This window comes from Amycolatopsis sp. QT-25 (genome assembly GCF_029369745.1).
Lineage (GTDB): Bacteria > Actinomycetota > Actinomycetes > Mycobacteriales > Pseudonocardiaceae > Amycolatopsis.
Genome location: NZ_CP120210.1, coordinates 223,964 through 244,226, shown reverse-complemented (window position 1 = coordinate 244,226; position 20,263 = coordinate 223,964). Strand labels below are relative to the sequence as shown.

The following is a 20,263-nucleotide window of genomic DNA, read 5'->3' as shown; positions in this document are numbered from 1 at the left end:
TGCAAAATTTGCAATGAAGGGACCTTTCATCTCACTTCCGGTGAGGCACCGCCCTACTCGCCGATGACCGGCGGCGCGGTGCGCATGTCGGTTCCGAAGACCTCGTCCGGGTCGCCCTCGACGAGGTACGTCGGGCGCTGGTGCTCGGTGTCCTCGTCCCCGTCCGACTGCTGACCGCGGCCACCCATGCCGCCGCCCATACCGGGCGCGCCACGACCGGCGGCGCCACCGCCGAGGCCGCCCATACCGCGGCCTGCCGCCGCTTCGGCGGCGCCGACCCCACCGGGACGGGCCGCGCCGGACGCGGAACCCGAACCGGGCGCGGCACCCGCGCCACCACCGGGACCGAACCCGCTTCCGCCGCCACCACCACGGGCGCTTCGGCTGTTGTACTCCGAGTCGCCCATGCCGCCGCCCATCATGGGCGACATCGGCATGGGACTCATCGGCATCGCGGTGTTGCTGGGGCCGGGCGTGCTGATCGGCGCCGGCCCGTTCTGGAAGCCGGACGGCGCCGTGCCCGACGGAATGCTGCCGGATCCCGTGCTGCTGCCGGGGCCGGGAATGGACGAGCCGTAGCCGCCACCGCCACCACCGTTGCCCCCGCCACCACTGCCGCTGCCGCTACCACTGCCGCTGCCACCGCCGGGCGGGAGGTAGGTGTTGCCGGGATTGTTGGAGCCGGGATTGTCGGCACCGGGCGGCACCTGATAGGGCAGCGGCCTCGGCGGGGGCTCTTCGATCCCGCCGCCACCACCCACGCCGAACTTCGGCGGCTCGGCGAACACCGGCTGCTTCGACGCGGCGTCGTACAAGGCCTTGTCGTAGCTGTTCATGGCGGAGGCCGCCTGAGTGTGGGCCTCTTGGCTGTCCTTCTGCTTCTGGATGGACTTGTCGATGTTCTCGCCGAGGTTGAACGGGTTCGACGTCATCCACCCCCCGACCTCTTCCTTCCAGTCGAAGGGGATCGGTTTGGGCATCGTGTTCTTCACGGTGGAAGCCGCGGTGCCCTGGTCGTAGATCGTTTCCGAGGCGAGCTTCGCGTTCTGGGAGTTCGTCTCCGACCACTTGCTGAGGCTCTTGAAATAGCCCTGCGCGTTGCCCGCCGCGTCGCCGTCCCAAGTGCCCTTCGACGCGGTGACCGCCTCGTCCATCGTCCTCGAGAAGGTGTCGAAGGCCTTGTGGATCTCGTGGTAGGCGTTCGAGACTTCGGAGACCTGTTCGACGTTGAGGTTGCTGTTGACGAACTGTTCGAGCTTCTGGTGGTCGTAGCCGAGGTAGTCGCCGTTCGGCGGTTCGAGCCCCTCGACGTACTTGACGTCCTTGTTCTTGGTCAGCTCGTCGACGGTCTTGTTCCCGACGTCTTCGGAATGCTGCTGGGCTTTGCCCTCGGCGATCAACCGCTGGAAGATCGCGAACGGACCGTCGCCGACCTCCCCGCTCGCCTTGTCCCGGTAGTACTCGTCCCGGGCTTGGGGCGAGAGACCCGCGACGTACTCGTCCTCGGTCACCTGAGCCCTGTTCGTGGTCATCCTGTCCCCCTAGCCCTTCGGAAGCTTCGGTTCGACGATGTCGGCGATCTTCTCCGCCATCCCGCACGACTTCTGCGGATCCGTACTGACGACCACGACGTCGACCCGCGCCGAGGCACCCGTTTCGAGCGCCATCAGGCAGCCGGAGGGAGGCTTCGGGACGAGCACCGCTTTGCGTCCGTTGACGTTGCCGGTGGTCTTGCCGTTTCCACCGTCGACGACACTGTCGACACCCTGCTTGTCACGGACGTCGACGCCGAGTGTGACGGCGTCCGCCGCCGTCTCGGCCTTCTTGGTGAACTCGCAGCCACGGGCACCGGCCCCGTCCGAGGGGACCGGCGACTCGAAAGTTCCGTACGACGCGAGATCGGCCGCGCCGAGGAGCGAACACGGATCGATCGACGCGGGGTCGGCACCACCGGTGGCCGTCGTCGGGGCGGTGGACTCGCCGCCTCGCGCGGGCGACGACGGCGCCGCGGAGGGGGTGCCCGGCTTTTCGGTGGAACAGGCCACGAGCACGAACGCGGCCGCGGTCAGCGGTACGAGGAGCAGCTTCTTCATTCCGCCTCAGCTCTTGAGCCGATCGAGCGCCTCGACCGTTTCTTGTTCTTTCTTCTTGTACTGTCCTGAGGCACGCAACAGCGCTTCTTCGGTGTCCAGCACGACCTGCTTGAACTTACCGAGCACCGCACTCGCCGAATTGGCCGACTGGGCGGCGCCCTTGTGGTCGTGGGCCGCGACGGCCTTGCCGTACGGGTGGTCGCCGAGTTGCGGCGCTTCGGAGAGCCGGATCGTCTGCCGCTCCAGTCTGGTGAGCTCGGTCCCCATGTCGCGCACCGCCTGGAGGAGCGGCTTGACACCTTCCTCGGTGATCTTGAAGCCGCCGCTCTTGGCGGCCGAGACCAGCTTCTGGGTCTCCGCGCCGACCTGGGCGATCGCGGCCGTGTTCAGGCCACCCATCGCGACGTAATTGGCCGCCGCACCCAGGGCGGAGCCGATCGAGAAGTCCGGTGCCGCCTGTCCGCCGTCCGCTTCGAAAGCCATCGCCCGCCCCACTGCGTCGTCTGCTCGGTCGTCTGCTCGCCCGTATCGCCCGGCAGTCTACTAGCCGAACACTCAGCGCAACGGTGATTCACCGATCACCGAAGATCTCCGAAAACTGTGACGAAACGGGCGCCGACCCGGTTCCCCACGGCTCAGAACTGGCCTTCGAGCTGGGCGTACAGCTGTTGCGCGATCCTCGCGTTGTCGGCGGGAGCGTAGGTGAGCCAGCTTTGCCCGTCGGCCGCCTGGCGCGAGGTCATCATGAACCGGCCGGCTTCGGTGTCGAACCACGCCAGTGGCGGAAAGACCTGACCGCCGCGGATGAACACGCTGAACTGGCCCACTCGCTTCATCGGCTTCTCGAAGATCCGCTCCACCTGCCGCTGCTGCGGAGTCGACCCGTGGGAACGGGGACCGCTGACCTGGGCGAAGGGATCGTACGCGTCGTCGTTCCGAGGACGCTTCGGCGCGCTGGCCGGCTTGGCGATGGTGACGGACTGGCCAGGGCCCGGCGGGGTCAGCGGCAGCAGGTCGACGATCGACGCGACGATCGCGGTCGGCCTGGTCTCCTCGAACACGAGCAGGTTCTCGTCCTGGCGCACGACGACCGCGAACTGACCGTTCGTCGCCGCCCTCGCGAACAGCTGCTTGTCGTTGTCCATCTGCGCGACCGTCCAGACGGCCAGCTGCGGATTGACGAACGTGGCGATCGCGAGTTCGACGTCGGCGTCGAGCCTGCCGTCGCGCATCAGGCCCCGGCCTTCGAGATCGCGGAAGACGGCCTCGCGCACCATCGCGCGCTGATCGGTCGTCGTGCCCATGTGCGGGACTTCGAACGGGGCGGGCGCCGTCCCGAACCGGCCGTATTCGAGCAGGATGTCCACCGCCGCCAGCGACAGCGAGAACGAATGCGGCATCGCCATTTCCCCCCGCGGGTGTCTTGTCCGTCGGGGATGAACGTAGACCACGCACCCGATACGCCCGCAGCGAACCCGCTTGCCCGGCCGTGCTCGCGGCTGGTGCGATGGCTTCATGGCAGACCGGAAACCCGCGCTCGTCCTCCATCTCGCCACCGGCGGCGAGCCACTGCTCTTCGCACTCACGACGGAAGAAACCGAACGGCTGACGAAGGATCTCTCGCATTTCGTCCGCACCGGTTCGGTACAGACGATCCAGACGAAGGAGGACGCGGAGGTGGCGATCAACTTCTCCCACGTCGCCGCCGCCTACATCGACGACCTGAACCGCAAGACCCGCGTGTTCGGTCTGCACTAGTTCCGGGAGAAAAGCTCCAGCAAGCCGGTTTTGATCTCCGGGCGGCCGGCGGCGACCAGCAGGAAGGTGGCTTCCCGGACGAGCCGCTGGGGGTGTCGTCCGGCGAGTACCGACGTGCTGCCGTTGGCCGGGCTGAGGTGGCGACCGGCCGGGGGTTGTGAGTGGCGTTTCGGGTTCTAACCCGAAACGCCACTCACGACCCCAGTGAGCGAAGCGGGTTACAGCTCGTAGAGCCGCTTCCAGTTCTCCCGCGAAGTCAGCTCGGGCATGGAGCGCTTGTACTGCTCCTGCACCGCCGCGCCTTCCTTCCGGAGCCGCTGGATCACCTTCGCGCCCCGGCGTGCCAAGTCGAACATCTTCGCGCGGTCGTACGAACGGACCCGCACGCCTTCCTGCGAAGCGTCGGTGACGACGGCGGTGTCGAAGGTGGCGACGTGCCACCAGTGGGCCTCGTCGATCGGGATCGCGCCGAGCGAGTGGCGGCTGCGGCCGAGCACCCGGTCGAGGATCCGCTTGATCAGCACCAGCCGCTGCAGGCTGGGCCGCGGCGCGCTGTTGATGATGCCGATGTCGTTCGACGCGATGCCCGGGACGTCGGTGGCCTTGTGCCGCTTGGTCTCGGGGTACTCGTCGCGGATCCGGCGGATCTCCTTCATCGCGGCGACGCCGCCGTCACGCAGGACCTCCGGCCCCTCGAGGAAGTCCTCGACGGCCTTGATCAGCGTGGCGGACAGGCCGTACTGCATGCCGAGCAGATACCGGACCAGCTGCGCGATGAGCACGCGCGAGAGCAGGTTCAGGTTGAACGGCGAGTGCAGCGCGGCGGTGATGATCGAGTTCCGCAGGTTGAAGTAGCGGTGCCACTCGTCCCAGTCCTTCCAGTGGAAGTCGGCGTGCCAGACGCCGGCGCCGGGAAGGGTGACGGTGGGGAAGCCGTGCGCGCGGGCGCGGTAGCTGTACTCCGCGTCGTCCCACTGGAAGAAGAACGGCAGCGGGTAGCCCGTGGCCTTGACGACCTCGTACGGGATCAGGCACGACCACCAGCCGTTGTACCCGGCGTCGAGGCGGCGTTCCTGGCGGTTCGGCTTGAGGGTCTCCTCGTCGACGCCGAGCAGGTCGGCGGTCGAGAGCGAGTGCGTCACCGGCTGGCCGGGCTCCAGCGTGTTCAGCCGGGCGTATTCGGCGCCGACGTGCAGCTGGTTCGGGTGCAGCAGGTTCAGCATCTGCCCGCCGACGATGACCGGGTTGACCGTGCGGTTGGAGAACGCGGTCATCCGGATCACCAGGTCCGGCTCCAGCAGCACGTCGTCGTCCATGAACAGGACGTTCGCGTGCTCGGTCTCGGTGTGCCCGGCGACCTCGTAGAGGCCGCGGGTGAAGCCGCCGGCGCCGCCGAGGTTCGGCTGCTTGATGTAGTGCAGTTTGTCGCCGAGGTCCTTCGTGACCTGCTCGAAGCCGTCGCGCGACTCGACGAGGTCGGTGCCCTGGTCGGCGACGTAGATCGCGTCGAGCGTCTCCAGCGAGGAGACGTCGGCGGCGAGCGCCTGCAGGTTCGACAGGCAGTCGTCGGCCCGGTTCATCGTGCAGATGGTCACCGCGGTCGGGCGGATCTTCTCCGGCGCTTCGACCGTCCAGCGGACGTTCTCGACGCGCAGCGACTGGCCGCCTTCGGTTTCGAGGTCGAGCCAGAGCGCGCCGCCGTCGTAGAACTTGTCGAGCTTCGCGACGAGCGTCACCTTCTGCTGCTTCGCGCCCGCGACGACCTCGGCGGCGACCACGCGCGCGTCACCCTCGATGTCGGAGGCACCGACGGACAGCTGGCCGTCCCCGGTGACGACGGCCTCGACCTGGACCTCGGTCACGTCGGTCCAGCGTTGCCAGTAGCTCGCGGGGAAGCGCCCGAAATAGGTGTTGCCGGACACCTTCGACGCGGGCTCGATGGCGATGCTCGCGCGCTCGCGCACGGCGGTGCCCCATTCGAGCTCGGCGTAAAGGTCCTTGCTGACGATGGGGGCCGGGCCGGCGTAGAGCCCGCGCTGCGCGGTGAGACGGCCCTGCGGGGTGCGTTCCGCGAAGCGGGTGTCGTCGATGGTGCCCACCATGGCGCTCGGGGCCTCTCCCGTGACGGCGGCTTTACCGGGCATGAATCCTCAGTTCTCCTCTGTGCTGGTCAAGACCGGGCTGGTGGCGATTGCGCGGGGCTCACGGAAGACGACCCACTTGAGCATGACGAAGTTGATCACGGTCGCGGTTGCCTGCGAAACGACCCAACCGAAGGTGGCCTTCCAGGCCGACTCCGGCAGGACGTGCAGCATCGTCCGGTTGACGCCGACGGCGACGAGGAACGTCACGGCATACAGAAGTACGAAGCTACCGATCTGACGTGCGCCTTCCTGGCGTCCACCGGCGAAGGTGAACTTGCGATTCAGGAAGAAGGCGGTCGTGGTACCGACGATGAAGCTGAGTGCGCGGGCGACGTCGACCCACGGTGTCGCGTCCATACCGAGGGCACGGAGCCCCTGGTAGACGCCGAAATCGACCAAGGCGCAAAAGCCGCCGATGAGGCCGAAACGGATGAGCTGCCCGAACAGCCCAGGAGAGGACGGCGCTGCCGCCGTCGAACCGGCTTGCGAGTCGGTCGCCACCACTGCTCTACCTCATAAACTGCTGGGGCTGGTGCCCAAAGTGTAGAAGCGGCCACTTCAGGGTCACGTTCCGGGCGTTGTTCGGCGTGGTTACCCTGGTCGGCGTGACCCAAGCACCCAAGACACAGCGGCGGACGCTCATGGGCTGGGCAAGGACGTCGCCGAGTATCGCGGACGTCCTGAGCACCCCCGACGTGGAGGCCATCGCCCGCGCGGTGACACAGGCCGGGGAACGCGGGGTCATCGCGCGCGGTCTCGGCCGGTCCTACGGCGACCCGGCGCAGAACGCGGGCGGCCTGGTCATCGACATGACCGCGCTGGACCGCATCCACTCGATCGACCCGGATTCCGGCATCGTCGACCTCGACGCGGGCGTCAGTCTCGACAAGCTGATGCGCGAGGGACTGCCGTACGGCCTGTGGGTCCCGGTGCTGCCGGGTACGCGCCAGGTGACCATCGGCGGCGCGATCGCCAACGACATCCACGGCAAGAACCACCACTCGGCGGGCAGCTTCGGCAACCACGTCGTTTCGCTGGACCTCGTCACCGCCGACGGCCAGGTGCGCACGCTGACCCCGGAGGGCCCGGACGCCGAGCTGTTCTGGGCGACCGTCGCGGGGATCGGCCTGACCGGCGTCATCGTCCGCGCCAAGATCCGGATGACGAAGACGGAGACGGCGTACTTCAAGGCCGACATTCAGCGCACGGCGAACCTCGACGAGACCCTGGCGCTGGTCACCGACGGCTCCGAGGACAACTACACGTACTCCTCCGGCTGGTTCGACTCGATCTCCACGGGTGCGAAGCTCGGTCGCGCCGCCTTCCAGCGCGGCTCGCTCGCCAAGCTCGACGAGCTGCCGCCCAAGCTGCGGGCCGACCCGCTCAAGTTCAACCCGGGCACCCTGGCCACCCTGCCGGACATCTTTCCGAACGGGCTCATGAACAAGCTGTCGTTCTCCGCGATCGGCGAGCTGTACTACCGCAAGACCGCGAAGAACGCGCGTGACCAGATCCAAAGCTTGACCGCCTTCTACCACCCGTTGGATCTCTTCGGCGAGTGGAATCGCGCGTACGGCTCCAAGGGTTTCCTGCAGTACCAGTTCAGCACGCCGCTGAACGCGCACGAGCCGCTGCGCCGGATCATCCAGAAGGTCGCGGACTCCGGGCACGTGTCGTTCCTCAACGTGTTCAAGCAGATGGGCGAGGGCAACGCGGCGCCGCTGTCGTTCCCGCACCCCGGCTGGATGGTCTGCCTCGACTTCCCGATCAAGGACGGGCTGAGCCGGTTCTGCCAGGAACTCGACGAGGACGTGCTCGCGCTCGGCGGCCGCCTGTACACGGCGAAGGACTCGCGGACCTCCGCGGAGAACTTCGCGAAGATGTACCCGCGGCTCGAGGAATGGCGCAAGGTCCGCGCTTCCGTTGACCCCGAAGGCGTTTTCGCCTCTGACATGTCCCGAAGGTTGGAACTGTGATCGACGCTGTGGGCAACCCCCAGTCCCTGCTGCTGCTCGGCGGCACCTCCGACATCGCGCTCGCGATCGCGGAGAGGTACCTGGCCGAGAAGCCCCTCCGGGTCGTGCTGGCCGGGCGCCCGTCGCCGCGGCTCGACGCCGCCGCGCAGCGCCTGAAGGACAAGGGTGCCGAAGTAGGCACTGTGGACTTCGACGCCAAGGCCATGGACACCCACCCCGCCGTGCTGGACAAGGCCTTCGAGGGTGGCGACATCGACGTCACCGTCGTGGCCTTCGGCCTGCTCGGCGACCAGGAAGAGCTGTGGCAGGACCACGCGAAGGCCGTCGAGGCGGCGACCGTGAACTACACGGCCGCGGTTTCGGTGGGTGTCGCGCTGTCGAACAAGCTCAAGAAGCAGGGCCACGGCAAGGTCATCGCCCTGTCCTCGGTCGCCGGTGAGCGGGTCCGCCGGTCGAACTTCGTCTACGGCTCCACGAAGGCCGGTTTCGACGGTTTCTACCTGGGACTCGGCGAGGCGCTGGCGGAGTTCGGCGTGCAGGTCACCGTCGTCCGCCCCGGGCACGTCAAGACCAAGATGACCGAGGGCCTCCAGGACGCCCCGCTGGCGCAGACCGCCGAGCAGGTCGCCGAGATCGCCGTCGGCGCCTCGCGCGCGGGCAAGGAACTGGTGTGGGCTCCCGCGCCGTTCCGGCTGGTCATGTCGGCCCTGCGGCACGTGCCCCGGCCGATCTTCCGGAAACTGCCGATCTAGGGCACGAGCGCACCACGCCGGGTCGTTTCGGGTTATTGAGAGGTTCTGGCCCGAGACGGGGCCCCAAGTACATGAAAGCCCCCTTCCTTGCGCCTAGGTACATGAAGGGGGCCTTCACGTACTTGTGGAGAGGAAAGGCACCCTTTCGCGACGCTTGACGTCCCGAAAGTGGCTTTCGCGACACCGTCACCCCGCGGCCGCGAGCGAAACCCCGCGACCCGACACCTTTGCGTACCTCTCAGTAGAACCCGAAACGCCACTCACGACCGCCTGTACCGAACGGTCACCGCGCGGGGAGCAGGTAGAGCTGCTGTGTGCCCATCCAAGGCGAGCTGATCGTCCAAATCGCCAGCGCGTCCGGTGGCGGGGTCTTCCGGGTGGTGGCCAGCACGAGCTCCGCGGTCGCGGGCGGGACGCTGTGGTCGAAGAACCGGAAGTTCGCTTCCAGCAGGGCCTTGCCGAGATCGCCGCTGCGGTTCTTCGTCTCGACGATGGCCGGGTCGACCGAGCCCCGGTCGGAGAACTGGTCGACGATGTCGCAACCGCAGGCGTAAGCGAGCGCGCCGACCTCGCCCGCGCTCTCCACCTTGCGCCCCTTGGTCAGCTCGCCCAGTTGCGCGCCGATCCGGCGGTACTCGGCGGACGCGGCGTGATTGCTGGTGACGGGCGCGAACCGGCGCGGCAGTTCAGGAGCCGCGTACGCGACGACACTCACGAACAGGAACGCACCGGCGAGCATCCCCGCACCGAGCCGCGCGCGACCGGGCACGGCGCAGGCAGCGGCGGCCAGGAAGACCGTCGCGCCGGTGATGCTCGGCGCGTAATACCAGTGATACGGCGGGACGTTCAGCCAGCAGTAGGCCAGATAGTGCGCCGCACCGGCGATGGCGAGGGTCGCGAACGGCAGCAGCCGCTTCGCCCGTTCCGAACCGCGCCGGAAACGCCATGTCCACAGTAGACCGGCGAGCCCGCCGAGCAGGAGCGGCAGAAAGGAAAGCGTCGCCGCGAGCGGGAAGTTACGCCAGTACAGCAGGGGTCCGTTGGTGAAGCTGAACTCGCCCCACGAACGCTGCATGATCTTGATGACCAGGGTGTCCGGCACCGCCGAACCCAGCACCAGCCAGCTGAACAGGAACCACGGCAGCATCACCGCGAGCGCGGCGAACGTCATCCGCCAGATGCCCACCCAGAACTCACGGCGCGCGAGGAACAGGACGAAGGCGATCAGCAACAGGTCGATCCGGATCAGCGCGAGCAGGCCGATCACCGCGCCCGCGGCGGCGGGGTTGCGTTCGTGCAGGAACACCATCAGCCAGATGACCGCCGTCGCACCGAGGGCGACTTCGAGGCCGACCGAGGACAGCAGGAGCGGGTTCACCAGCAGCAGGCCGAGTGCCAGCGGGGCGAACCGGCCGGGGAGACCGGTCGCGGCGCCGATGCGGCGGAGGCCGAGGACGAGCACCACCTGACTGGCGACGAAGACGATCCCGGTCGCGAAGACGGCGTCTCGCACGATGAAGGTGACGAGCGCCAGCACGAGGACGTTCAGCGGCGACGTCGCGGTGTTGGCGGTGCCCTCTTCGATCAGGCCCCAGTGTCCGTGGAAGGCGAGGTTCTTCGCATACGACAGCGTGATGTACGTGTCGTCGATCAAATGCCCGCTGACCAGCACGAACACCAGGGCCGAAGCCACCGCCGCGCCGGCCGGGAGCACCCAGGGGCGGGTAAGGACGGCGGCTCCCGGCAGCGCACCGGGAGCTTGGGACAGATCAGCGGAGGCGCTTCGCATCACGGACACCGTACACGGTGTCGTGATGATTCCGTTATCTACCCGCCGTGGGATCGGTCCGGCCGGTCACGGTCGCCGGGGCCGTCACGGAAGTCGCGGTGTCCGCCGGGGCCGTCCGGGCCACGGTGTTCGCGGGAGAAACCGGGCCGGTCGCCGCCACGGGAGGCCACGCCGACGGCGGTGCCGATGATTCCGCCACCGAGGACGAAGCCGAGGAGACCGACGGCCACCAGTTGCGTCGCGCGATGCCCGGCGAAGCGGCGGAAGCCGCCCTTCGCGGGCGAAGCCTGCTGGGCGGGCACCCAGCCTGGCGGCGGCCCGGCTGGGGCGGCGGCCGGAGTGCCGGCAGGCTTTTCGGGGCTCTCGTCACCGACGACGGGCTGCTGGACCGTCTCGTCTTCGGACGGTCGCTGCGGGTCGCTCATCTTTCGCTCCTAGGTCGATGGGGGCCGGCTCAGTGCCCGCCCCCATCACCGAGGATGCGTGCGCATCCTGTGGACGCGCTGTGTCCGAGCTGTCGAATCAGAGATAGAACGACAGGAACAGTGTGACCACCCAGCTCGCGCCGAGCACCTGGAGCACGCGGTCCTTGAGCGCGATCTCCTCCGGCTCGCCCGCGTTGCCGCCGTCGACGTCGACGGCGTAGCGCAGCACGGCCACCACGAACGGGACCATCGAGACGATCGCCCAGACCGAGTCGCGCTCGACCTGGCGGATCTCGAACGCCCACAGGCAGTACGACATGATCAGGATCGCCGCGGACGTCGCCCAGACGAACCGCAGGTAGCTCGCCGAGTACTTCTTGAGCGAAGATCGGATCTTCGCTCCAGTGCGCTCGAAGAGCATGATCTCGGCGTAGCGCTTGCCCGCCACCATGAACAGCGAGCCGAACGCGGTGACCAGCAGGAACCACTGCGAAAGCGCGATACCGGCGGCCACACCACCGGCGATCGACCGCATCAGGAAGCCCGAACCGACGATGGCCAGATCGACCACTGGCTGATGCTTGAGGCCGAAGCAGTAACCGAGCTGGACGGCCTCGTAGACCGCGAGCACGACCGCGAGCTGCCAGCTGGCGAGGAACGAGATGCCGAGGCCCGCGGCGAAGAACACACCCGCCGCGACGAAGGCCACCGGCACCGGCACGATCCCGGCCGCGATCGGCCGGTTCCGCTTGGTCGGGTGGGCCTTGTCCGCCTCGACGTCGATCGCGTCGTTGATGAGATAGACCGAGGAGGCCACCAGCGAGAACGCCGCGAAGGCGATCAACGCGGCGATCAGCAGGCCGGTCCGGTCCGTCGATTTCGAAAAGGCGAAGAACGGGGCGGCGAACACCAGCACGTTCTTCACCCACTGGCGCGGGCGTGCCGTCTTGATGATGCCGCCGACGAGACCGCCGGCGACCTTCTTCGGTTCGGCGGCCTCGGTCGCGGCCACGGGTTCTACGTCGTCAGGCTTGGAATCGGCCTTCTCGGTCGTTTCACTCATCGTCGCTTCAGCTTCCTACGTATCAAGCCGCCGACTACGCCCCCAAGGGCCGCTCCGGCCAGAACGTCGGTCGGGTAATGGACGCCGAGCACGAGCCGGGAGGCCAGCATCGGCGGTACCAGGGCCGGGACCAGGTTACGCCCGGTCAATCCGGAGTAGAGCACCGCCGCCGCCGTGGTGGAGGTCGCGTGCGAGGACGGGAAGCTCAGCTTGCTCGGCGTGGAGACCAGGACTTCGACGCTCGGGTGGTCCGGTCGCGGCCGCCTGACCACGCGTTTCACCGCGATCGAGGCGGCGTGGGCGCCGACGACGCCCGCCGCCGCGACCAGCCAGTCCTTGCGGCGCTTCTTGTCGACCGCGGCCCCGGCGAGCCCGAGCGCGAACCATCCCGCGCTGTGCTCACCGAAGTGCGAAAGACCACGTGCCGCCTTCACCGTGACGTCGCTCTTCAGGACGCCCTGAGCCTTCGCGAGAACCGCCACCTCACCGGTGGGAACGCCCTTGTCAAGCATCGAGGGATCCGTCCAGCGGCGCGCCATCGGTCAGGTGCGGCGCGATCTTGTTGTCGAAGGCGGACAGCGCCGAACCGATGGCCATGTGCATGTCGAGGTACTTGTAGGTACCGAGCCGGCCGCCGAACAGGACGTTGCGCTCCTTGGCCTCGGTCTTCGCCAGCTCGCGGTAGCGCTCGAGCTTCTCGCGGTTGTCCGGGGTGTTGATCGGGTAGTACGGCTCGTCGGTCTCACCGGCGAACCGGGAGTACTCGCGGAACACGACCGTCTTGTCGTTCGGGTAGTGCTTGCGCTCCGGGTGGAAGTGCCGGAACTCGATGATCCGGGTGTAGGGCACTTCTTCGTCGTTGTAGTTGACCACGGAGGCGCCCTGGAAATCGCCCGTCTCGACGACCTCGGACTCGAAGTCCACGGTGCGCCAGGTGAAGCGGCCCGCGGAGTAGTCGAAGTAGCGGTCCAGCGGCCCGGTGTAGACGGTCGGGGTGCCGGCGGGGATGTGCTCGCGGACGTCGAAGTAGTCGACGTTCAGCCGCACCTCGATGTTCTCGTGCTCGGCCATCTTCTCGAGCCACGCGGTGTACCCGTCGACGGGCAGGCCCTCGTAGGTGTCGTTGAAGTACCGGTTGTCGAAGGTGTAGCGGACCGGCAGCCGGGTGATGATGTCGGCGCCGAGGTTCTTCGGGTCGTTCTCCCACTGCTTGGCCGTGTAGCCGCGGATGAACGCCTCGTAAAGGGGGCGGCCGATCAGCGAGATGGCCTTCTCTTCGAGGTTCTGCGCGTTCGCGGTCTCGAACTCCGACGCCTGCTTGGCGATCAGCTCGCGGGCCTCGTCCGGGGTGTGCGACTTGCCGAAGAACTGGTTGATCAGCGCGAGGTTCATCGGCAGCGGGTAGACCTGGCCCTGGTACTTGCCGAACACGCGGTGCTGGTAGTTCGTGAACTCGGTGAAGCGGTTGACGTACTCCCACACCCGCTTGTTCGAGGTGTGGAACAGGTGCGCACCGTAACGGTGCACCTCGATCCCGGTCTCGGGCTCGGCTTCGGAGTAGGCGTTGCCACCGAGGTGGTGGCGCCGCTCCAGCACGAGGACCTTCTTGCCGAGCTCGGCCGCGGCCCGTTCGGCGACGGTCAACCCGAAGAAACCGGACCCGACCACGATGAGGTCGTAGCCGGTGAAATCGGCTTCAGTAATCTTGTCGGGGTTCGTGTGCGCGCTCACGGGCGTCGAGGGTACGCACGTCGCCAGCGCGTCCTGCAGCGAGCACCGGTTTTCACCTTCGACACACACACTTGGGAAGCAGTGCCTACTCCGGACACCTTCTGGTCGTACTTCGGTGCGACCCTGACCTACCTGGCCGTTCTGGCGATCCCCGGGGGGCTCGTCGGCCGGGCCGCGGGCCTGCGTGGCTGGGCCCTGGCCGGCCTGGCCCCGCTGCTGTCCTACACGGTAACCGGACTGGCCGGTCCGTGGCTGGCACTCGCCGGTGTGTCGTACAACCCGCTGACCGTGGCGGGCGTCACGGCCGTGCTCGCCGGGATCGGCTTCGGCCTGCGCGAGCTGGGGCGGGCGCGCGGCTGGATCGAGCCCGGCGCCGAGGAGCCGCCGACGAAGTGGCATCCACGCGCGCACTACGCCGTGGCCGCCTGCGTCACGCTGGCCGTCGGGATCTCGATCTTCGTGGTGCTGTCGGCCCGCGGTGGCACGACGGCGGTGTTCCAGCGCTGGGACACCGTGTTCCACGCGAACGGCATCCGCTACATCGCCGAGACCGGCGACGGCTCACTCACCGGCATGGGCACCATCAACTGGTACCCGGACGGCTCGTTCTACCCGAACGCGTATCACCTGGTCGGCTCGCTCGTGTACTCGATTTCGGGTACGACCATCCCGGTCACGCTGAACGCCATCACGATGCCGGTCGCCGGGATCTTCGCGCTGTCGATGGTCGCGCTGATCCGTCAGCTCGGCGGGCGCGCGGTGTTCGCGGGCTGCACGGCGCTGGTCGCCGCCGCGGCCACCACCGGCGCGTACGAATCGGTGTCCAGCGGGCTGCTGCCGTTCGCGCTGGGAATCGTGTTGACGCCGCTGGCCGTGGTGGCGCTGGCCCGCTTTCTCGCGCGACCCGGCCTCGACACCGGTTACGTGCTCGCGCTGACCGCCGTCGGCCTGCTCGCGGCGCACTCGTCGGCGTTGTTCGGCGCGCTGCTGTTCGCCTTCCCGCTGGTGGTGCAGCGCTGGTACCGCGCGCTGCGGCACAAACGGCTCGACGGCGTGCCGGAAGGCCGCCGTGGCCGGCGGGTCATCGGCGGCGACGTCGTCAAGATGGTGCCGGTGATGGTGGGGAGCGCGCTGCTCGCGGCCCCGCACATTCTCGGCGCCCTGAAATTCACTTCGGGTTCTTACCCTTATCAAGCGTGGGGCTCGGAACTGCCGGTGCTGAAGTCGCTGGCGCTGCTGGTGACCTTCCGGCAGGTGCTGAGCGTTCCGCAGGTGTGGCTGACGGTGTTGCTGGTCATCGGCGTCCTGAGCCTGTTCCGGCTCGGGCGGATGCGCTGGATCGGGCTCGCCGCGCTGGGCTTCTCGGTGCTGTTCGTGCTGGTCGCCTCGTTCGGCGCCGAACCGTGGGTGATCTCGCTGTCTCGGCCGTGGTGGAACGACCGTTACCGCCTGATGGCGCTCGCCGCGATCCCGCTCTGCCTGCTCGCCGGGCACGGGATGGCGGAACTGCAGCGCTGGTTCGCGAAATGGGCGAGCGGCCGGTCCTGGGTCGAGAGCAGGCCCGCCCTGCCCGCCCGGCTCGGGCCGGCGACCGCCGTCTGCGTCGTCGCCGCGTCGGCCGTGCTGACCAAGGGCTTCTACACCGAGTCGAACGCGCACGCGGTGTCGTTCCTGTACTACAACGGCCCCGAGGGCGAGGTCACGCCGCCGGTCGGCGCCGACGAACTGGCCGCGATGAACGAACTGACCAAGATGGACATCGGACCGGACGAGAAGGTGCTCAACGAGCGCTTCGACGGGACGGCCTGGCTGTACGCGATCACCGGCATCCACCCGGTCGCCGGCCACTACGACCCTGGCGTGCCGCCGCCGGACGCGAAGTACCTGGCGCTGCACTTCCGGGACTACGACACCGATCCCGAGGTGCGGGCCGCGGTGCAGCGGCTGCACATCAAGCACGTGCTGATCGGGAGCACGCCGATCAAGATCGGCGAGTCGCCGGCGCCGGGGTTGCGGGATCTGGACGGGCTGGGCTTCCTGCGCAAGGACTTCGGCAACGCGGGCGCGTCGATCTACACCCTGATCCGCTGAGCTCCGCCCGCCGGTGACGCGACCACCCGTTGCCGGAGATCAAGGCTCGCGTGGTCGCGGACTGCCCCTGCCGCGACCACGCGAGCCTCAGTCCCCCATTCACCCCCGGGGTGACCCATGAGGGGCAGCCGATTCGGCCACACCCACTCGCTGTATTCGTCAGTCAGACGACCAGGGGACGGAACTGGTTTACCCGGCCCACCAAGGTCACCCGATCGGCCTAAGCGCTTCTTCCCTGGAGTACCGGGAGTACATCGCTGACGACCGCTTCGAGCGTCGACTCGCGGCCGACGTAGTAGTCGCCGGACCGCGGCCAGTGCGTGACGATGTCGGTGAACCCGAGTTCTCCGGCCCGGCCGGCGGCGTCGCTGAACGCCTCCACGCTGGCGAGGGAGAACACCGGCGCCGCGTCGAGGCTCAGGAACCGCTGCACGCCCGCCTTGTCCCTGCCGACGGCGTCGAGCCGCTCGTCGAAGGTCTTCACCAGTTCCGCGACGCCCTTCCACCACTCGTCCTGGGTGTCCGCCTTGCCGCCGGTGGTGGCCCAGCCGGCGCCGAACCGCGCGGCGAGCGTCATCGTGCGCGGGCCGTTCGCGGCCACCAGGAACGGCAGTCGCGGCCGCTGCACGCAACCGGGCAGGTTCCGCGCGCCCTTGGCCCGGTAGTACTCGCCCTCGTAGTCGAAACCATCGGTCATCAGCAGCCCGTCGAGCGCTTCGACGAACTCGGTGAAGCGGTCCGTGCGCTGCTTGACCGACAGTTCGGGGCCGTCGAGGACGGTCGCGTCGTAATGGGTGTTCGGCACGCCGGCGCCCACGCCGAGGATGAAGCGGCCGTCGGAGATGTCGTCGAGCGTGGTCAGCTCGCGGGTGAACGGCACGGGGTGCCGCGCGACCGGTGAGGCCACGAAAGTGCCCAGCCCGATCCGCGACGTCACCATCGCCGCCGCCGTCAACGTCGGCAGCGCACTGAACCACGGCCCGTCGACGAGGTTCCGCCAGCCGAGGTGGTCGTACGTCCAAGCGTGGTCGAAGCCGTATTCCTCGGCGGCCCGCCATTTCGGCTCGGCCGCCCACCAACGATCTTCCGGAAGGATCACGATGCCTACGCGCACACCACGGAAGGTACCGCGAAGCGAAGCTTCTCCTTCGAGGGCGGCGGCGGGGGCATGGCCGGAGGTAGCGGTGCCCGCCGACACTTCGCCCGATGAGCGGATCTTCGGGGATGATGTGCCGGTGGACAAACCCCTCTTGATCGCCTCCGACGTCGACGGCACCCTGCTCGGTCCGATGGAGGTCCTGTCCGAACGCACGATCGACGTCGTCCGGCGCGTCGCCGAGGACGGAGTGCCGTTCGTGCTGGCCAGCGGCCGTCCGCCGCGCTGGATCGCCCCGATCGCGGATCCGCTGGGCCTGACCGGGTACGCGGTGTGCGCGAACGGCGCGGTGCTGTACGAGATCGGAACGGACCGGATCGTGGCGATTCACGGACTGCTCGAACCCCAGCTGCTGCACGACACGGTGAGTGCTCTCGATCACGCTCTCCCCGGCTGCCGGTTCGCCGCGGAGCGGGTCGGCGAATCCGCGCTCGACCCGGAGATGCGCAACTTCGTGATCGAGCCGGACTACCACAACCCGTGGGGCGACCACGAGGGCACGGAGGCGCCGCGGGCCGAGGTGCTCGGGCACCCGGCGATCAAACTGCTGATCAGCAGGCGCGGGATGAACTCCGACGAGATGGCGCGGGCGGCACGCGAGGTGCTCGACGGCTCCGTGGACATCACCTACTCGACCAACACCGGCCTGATCGAGGTCGCCGCGCACGGCATCACGAAGGCGACCGGCCTGGCCGAGGTCGCCGAGCGGCTGGGCGTCCCGGCCGAGCGGGTGATCGCGTTCGGGGACATGCCGAACGACGTCGAGATGCTCGGCTGGGCCGGGCACGGCGTCGCGATGGCCAACGGGCACCGCTACGCCCTCGACGCCGCCGACGAGGTGACCGCCCCGAACTCGGAGGACGGCGTCGCGCAGGTACTCGAACGCTGGTTCTAGGCCGAGCCGAACGGATTCCCCCGCCGTGTCGTCCAGCCGATCACGCGAACCCGCCGCTGAGGGGCAGGGCACGGGCCGAGGGAGCCGGGGTGCGCGGGATCAGGCGGACGACACGCGTGATCAGACGGACGACACGGCGGTCTAGCGGTCTAGCGGTCTAGCGGCCTTCGCGGTCGAGCTTCGTGGCCTCTTCCGGGGTCGGGGCGGTGCCACCGAGGTGCGCGGGCAGCCACCAGCGCTCGTCGTCGGAGTCGGGCTCGGCCGGGTAGCCGGCCTGGACGCGGTCCACGAGCGCGGACATCCGCACGCGAAGGTCCTTCGAGAGGATTTCGGCGTCCTCGTCGGCCTTCGGGTGCATCGGCTCGCCGACGAGGATCGAGATCGGGACGTGGCGCTTCGTGAGGTCCTTCGGGCGGCCCTTGGTCCACAGCCGCTGCGTGCCCCACAGCGCCATCGGCACGACGGGGACACCCGCTTCGGCGGCCATGCGGACGGCACCGGACTTGATGTCCTTCACGGTGAACGACCGGCTGATCGTGGCCTCGGGAAACACGCCGACGACCTCGCCGGCCTTCAGCCGCTCGACGGCTTCGCGGTACGACGCGAGACCGGCGCCGCGATCGACGGAGATGTGGTGCATGCCGCGCATGAGCGGTCCGGCGATGCGGTTGCTGAAGATCTCCTTCTTCGCCATGAACCTGACCAGGCGTTTCGCGGGCTGCGCGCCGAGCCCGCAGAAGATGAAGTCGAGGTAGCTCACGTGGTTGCAGGCGATGACCGCCCCGCCCGTCGACGGGATGTGCTCGGTCCCCTCCACCCGGATGCGGTTGTCCAGCACCCGGAACATCAACTTCGCCGCCATGATGACGGGCGGGTAAACGAGCTCAGCCATTCGTTCAGGTTACGCGACCGTAGGGTGCCGAACCTACGGTCGCGTAGGTCACATCACTCCGAACGCTCTCGTCGCGCGAAGGTCACCAGCGCCAGTGCGACACCGAGCACCGTGCAGAACAGCGCGATCACCTGGTGCTTGACGTTCTCCAGGCCGTCACCCAGCGCGGCCAGCGCGAACTGCCCGACGGCCACCGCGAGCACGAAACCCAGCGTGATGCCCACCGCTTCGCGCCGCGTCTTCCAGCCACGCCAGGCGAGCAAGGCCCAGATCGGCAGCAAGGCGAAGAAACCCAGCGGCGACAGCAGTTTCGTCACGGTCGAAACGATCGGGACGCGATATTCCTGTGTTTCGGGGGCGAAACCCGCAGACCGGCCGAAGCTGCCGAGGTAGGGCGGTCGCGCGGTGAGCAGGTCGCCCGCCGCGCGGTTCAGGATTTCCGTGGTGCGCAAGGGATGCGTCGCGAAGTACTCGACGACGTTGCGCCTGCTGATCTGTTCGCGGTACTTCGGGTACTCGGGATCCAGCGTCGCGGGCTTCGGATGCCACCAGCCGTTGCCCGCGTACTGGCCGAACGAAGCGGGCAGCCCCAGCGCGGCGAGGTCGGCCCCGGTGTCGTGCCGACCGTCCACAATGGTCAGGAAGATCGTGTTGAACATGTTGATCTCACGCGAATCGTCGCCCGGCCTCGCGGCGAGAGAGCCGTCGGGCAGCTTCGCCGGTTCGACGGTCTGCTGCGCGTAGGCCGTGCCTCCGGCGAGCGCGCCGATGACGAACATCACAGGAAGCCAGCGCTTCACGCCACGGACACCCGCCGGGCGGACGAGCAGGACGGCGAGCGCGAGCAACGGCAGGATCATCAGCGTCTGGACCTTGGCGTTGACCGCGACCACGCCGCCGAACAGCAGTACGGCCAGTCCCGCGTAACGCCACCAGCCGGGCCGCGCGGCCACCAGCAAGCCGCCGACGGCGAGCAGGAGACCGAGGAAAGCGGCACCTTCGCCGAGCACGGAGGCGAAATAGCCGAAGAACGCCGAGTCCGCCACGACCAGCAGCAAGCCCACGGCCGCGAAACCGCGGACGCGGCGCGAGTACGGCAGCCCGACGACGATCGACGCGACCGCCGCGGCGGCGAGGACGCTGGTGAGCACGCCGAGAACGACCAGGCTGAGCGTCGATTCGAGGCCGAGCACACCGCCGATCGACCGGGCGATCCGCGCGAACCAGCTCTGAGTCAGGAGATAAGTGGCGTCGCATTCACCTGCCGGGGCCGTGTAGGCAAGCCGGACGAACCCCTCCGGCTTGCCCTTCCACGGGATCCCCGCGCCGCACAGCACGCGGAAACCGTCGCCGTTGTCGGACATCCCGACCGGCCGCGGCACGAGGAAGCGAACCAGCAGCACGGTGAGCGCGGCGGCGAACACAAAGAGGCCGAACAGGTGCGAAGGTACCGACACTGCCGGCCTTCCGGCCGTGACCGGCGACGCGAGAGGGCCGT

Annotated in this window: 19 protein-coding genes; 5 read left to right on the top strand and 14 right to left on the bottom strand. The window is 68.3% G+C overall.

What is annotated here, in order from left to right:
• Nucleotides 1–53: 53 nt before the first annotated feature.
• The 4 genes from P3102_RS01155 to P3102_RS01140 form a co-directional block, all read right to left on the bottom strand.
• Complete coding sequence (locus P3102_RS01155) at nt 54–1,532, bottom strand: hypothetical protein (protein ID WP_276365803.1); 1,479 nt, start codon at nt 1,530–1,532, stop codon at nt 54–56.
• A 9-nt stretch (nt 1,533–1,541) separates the two neighbouring features.
• Nucleotides 1,542–2,093: a DUF3558 domain-containing protein gene (locus P3102_RS01150; RefSeq protein WP_276365802.1), complete on the bottom strand. Its 552-nt coding sequence runs from the start codon at nt 2,091–2,093 to the stop codon at nt 1,542–1,544.
• A gap of 6 nt (nt 2,094–2,099) precedes the next feature.
• Complete coding sequence (locus P3102_RS01145; protein ID WP_276365800.1) at nt 2,100–2,576, bottom strand: hypothetical protein; 477 nt, start codon at nt 2,574–2,576, stop codon at nt 2,100–2,102.
• Between the two features lie 152 nt (nt 2,577–2,728).
• A complete protein-coding gene (locus P3102_RS01140) occupies nt 2,729–3,493 on the bottom strand; it encodes an ESX secretion-associated protein EspG (RefSeq protein ID WP_276365799.1) in 765 nt (254 codons plus the stop codon).
• A 115-nt stretch (nt 3,494–3,608) separates the two neighbouring features.
• On the opposite strand from P3102_RS01140, the gene P3102_RS01135 reads away from it, so the two are divergent.
• On the top strand, nt 3,609–3,851 hold the full coding sequence (locus tag P3102_RS01135) for a hypothetical protein (protein ID WP_276365797.1): 243 nt from the start codon (nt 3,609–3,611) through the stop codon (nt 3,849–3,851).
• 218 nt (nt 3,852–4,069) lie between these two features.
• Here P3102_RS01135 and P3102_RS01130 read toward each other — a convergent pair whose 3' ends face one another.
• Together P3102_RS01130 and P3102_RS01125 are read right to left on the bottom strand one after the other, a co-directional pair.
• On the bottom strand, nt 4,070–5,995 hold the full coding sequence (locus P3102_RS01130; protein WP_276365795.1) for a glycosyltransferase: 1,926 nt from the start codon (nt 5,993–5,995) through the stop codon (nt 4,070–4,072).
• Nucleotides 5,996–6,001: 6 nt separating this feature from the next.
• Nucleotides 6,002–6,499: a GtrA family protein gene (locus P3102_RS01125; RefSeq protein ID WP_276365793.1), complete on the bottom strand. Its 498-nt coding sequence runs from the start codon at nt 6,497–6,499 to the stop codon at nt 6,002–6,004.
• 101 nt (nt 6,500–6,600) lie between these two features.
• On the opposite strand from P3102_RS01125, the gene P3102_RS01120 reads away from it, so the two are divergent.
• Nucleotides 6,601–7,971: an FAD-binding oxidoreductase gene (locus P3102_RS01120; protein WP_276365792.1), complete on the top strand. Its 1,371-nt coding sequence runs from the start codon at nt 6,601–6,603 to the stop codon at nt 7,969–7,971.
• Entirely contained in the window at nt 7,968–8,723 is a 756-nt protein-coding gene (locus P3102_RS01115) for a decaprenylphospho-beta-D-erythro-pentofuranosid-2-ulose 2-reductase (RefSeq protein ID WP_276365790.1), read from the top strand. The genes P3102_RS01120 and P3102_RS01115 overlap by 4 nt, the downstream gene beginning before the upstream one ends.
• A gap of 283 nt (nt 8,724–9,006) precedes the next feature.
• On the opposite strand, the gene P3102_RS01110 is transcribed toward P3102_RS01115, so the two are convergent.
• The 5 genes from P3102_RS01110 to glf all read right to left on the bottom strand — a co-directional run bounded on the left by P3102_RS01110 (nt 9,007) and on the right by glf (nt 13,731).
• Nucleotides 9,007–10,512, bottom strand: a complete 1,506-nt coding sequence (locus P3102_RS01110; RefSeq protein ID WP_276365788.1) for a hypothetical protein — start codon at nt 10,510–10,512, stop codon at nt 9,007–9,009.
• A 38-nt stretch (nt 10,513–10,550) separates the two neighbouring features.
• Nucleotides 10,551–10,937, bottom strand: coding sequence for a hypothetical protein (locus P3102_RS01105; protein WP_276365787.1), 387 nt, complete (start codon nt 10,935–10,937; stop codon nt 10,551–10,553).
• Between the two features lie 97 nt (nt 10,938–11,034).
• Nucleotides 11,035–12,000, bottom strand: a complete 966-nt coding sequence (locus P3102_RS01100; RefSeq protein ID WP_276365785.1) for a decaprenyl-phosphate phosphoribosyltransferase — start codon at nt 11,998–12,000, stop codon at nt 11,035–11,037.
• Nucleotides 11,997–12,512 (bottom strand): phosphatase PAP2 family protein, encoded by a 516-nt coding sequence (locus P3102_RS01095; RefSeq protein WP_276365783.1) that lies wholly within the window; start codon nt 12,510–12,512, stop codon nt 11,997–11,999. Before P3102_RS01095 ends, P3102_RS01100 begins: the two co-directional genes overlap by 4 nt.
• The gene (gene glf / locus P3102_RS01090; protein WP_276365781.1) at nt 12,505–13,731 is read right to left on the bottom strand and encodes a UDP-galactopyranose mutase; all 1,227 of its coding nucleotides are present in this window, start codon (nt 13,729–13,731) and stop codon (nt 12,505–12,507) included. Before glf ends, P3102_RS01095 begins: the two co-directional genes overlap by 8 nt.
• A gap of 81 nt (nt 13,732–13,812) precedes the next feature.
• Here glf and P3102_RS01085 point away from each other — a divergent pair, with 81 nt between their 5' ends.
• Nucleotides 13,813–15,822: a DUF6541 family protein gene (locus P3102_RS01085; protein WP_276365780.1), complete on the top strand. Its 2,010-nt coding sequence runs from the start codon at nt 13,813–13,815 to the stop codon at nt 15,820–15,822.
• A gap of 220 nt (nt 15,823–16,042) precedes the next feature.
• Here P3102_RS01085 and P3102_RS01080 read toward each other — a convergent pair whose 3' ends face one another.
• Entirely contained in the window at nt 16,043–16,936 is an 894-nt protein-coding gene (locus tag P3102_RS01080) for an LLM class flavin-dependent oxidoreductase (RefSeq protein ID WP_276365778.1), read from the bottom strand.
• Nucleotides 16,937–17,072: 136 nt separating this feature from the next.
• Between P3102_RS01080 and P3102_RS01075 the strand changes: the two genes are divergently transcribed.
• Complete coding sequence (locus P3102_RS01075) at nt 17,073–17,873, top strand: HAD family hydrolase (RefSeq protein ID WP_276371574.1); 801 nt, start codon at nt 17,073–17,075, stop codon at nt 17,871–17,873.
• A gap of 157 nt (nt 17,874–18,030) precedes the next feature.
• On the opposite strand, the gene P3102_RS01070 is transcribed toward P3102_RS01075, so the two are convergent.
• On the bottom strand, nt 18,031–18,765 hold the full coding sequence (locus P3102_RS01070) for a lysophospholipid acyltransferase family protein (RefSeq protein ID WP_276365776.1): 735 nt from the start codon (nt 18,763–18,765) through the stop codon (nt 18,031–18,033).
• Between the two features lie 53 nt (nt 18,766–18,818).
• Complete coding sequence (locus P3102_RS01065) at nt 18,819–20,222, bottom strand: hypothetical protein (protein ID WP_276371572.1); 1,404 nt, start codon at nt 20,220–20,222, stop codon at nt 18,819–18,821.
• Between the last annotated feature and the right edge of the window lie 41 nt (nt 20,223–20,263).

Coding starts and splice junctions, on each gene's coding strand:
- P3102_RS01155 (WP_276365803.1), bottom strand. CDS start 1,532: ATGACCACGAACAGGGCTCAGGTGACCGAGGACGAGTACGTCGCGGGT.
- P3102_RS01150 (WP_276365802.1), bottom strand. CDS start 2,093: ATGAAGAAGCTGCTCCTCGTACCGCTGACCGCGGCCGCGTTCGTGCTC.
- P3102_RS01145 (WP_276365800.1), bottom strand. CDS start 2,576: ATGGCTTTCGAAGCGGACGGCGGACAGGCGGCACCGGACTTCTCGATC.
- P3102_RS01140 (WP_276365799.1), bottom strand. CDS start 3,493: ATGCCGCATTCGTTCTCGCTGTCGCTGGCGGCGGTGGACATCCTGCTC.
- P3102_RS01135 (WP_276365797.1), top strand. CDS start 3,609: ATGGCAGACCGGAAACCCGCGCTCGTCCTCCATCTCGCCACCGGCGGC.
- P3102_RS01130 (WP_276365795.1), bottom strand. CDS start 5,995: ATGCCCGGTAAAGCCGCCGTCACGGGAGAGGCCCCGAGCGCCATGGTG.
- P3102_RS01110 (WP_276365788.1), bottom strand. CDS start 10,512: ATGCGAAGCGCCTCCGCTGATCTGTCCCAAGCTCCCGGTGCGCTGCCG.
- P3102_RS01105 (WP_276365787.1), bottom strand. CDS start 10,937: ATGAGCGACCCGCAGCGACCGTCCGAAGACGAGACGGTCCAGCAGCCC.
- P3102_RS01100 (WP_276365785.1), bottom strand. CDS start 12,000: ATGAGTGAAACGACCGAGAAGGCCGATTCCAAGCCTGACGACGTAGAA.
- P3102_RS01095 (WP_276365783.1), bottom strand. CDS start 12,512: ATGCTTGACAAGGGCGTTCCCACCGGTGAGGTGGCGGTTCTCGCGAAG.
- P3102_RS01070 (WP_276365776.1), bottom strand. CDS start 18,765: ATGGCTGAGCTCGTTTACCCGCCCGTCATCATGGCGGCGAAGTTGATG.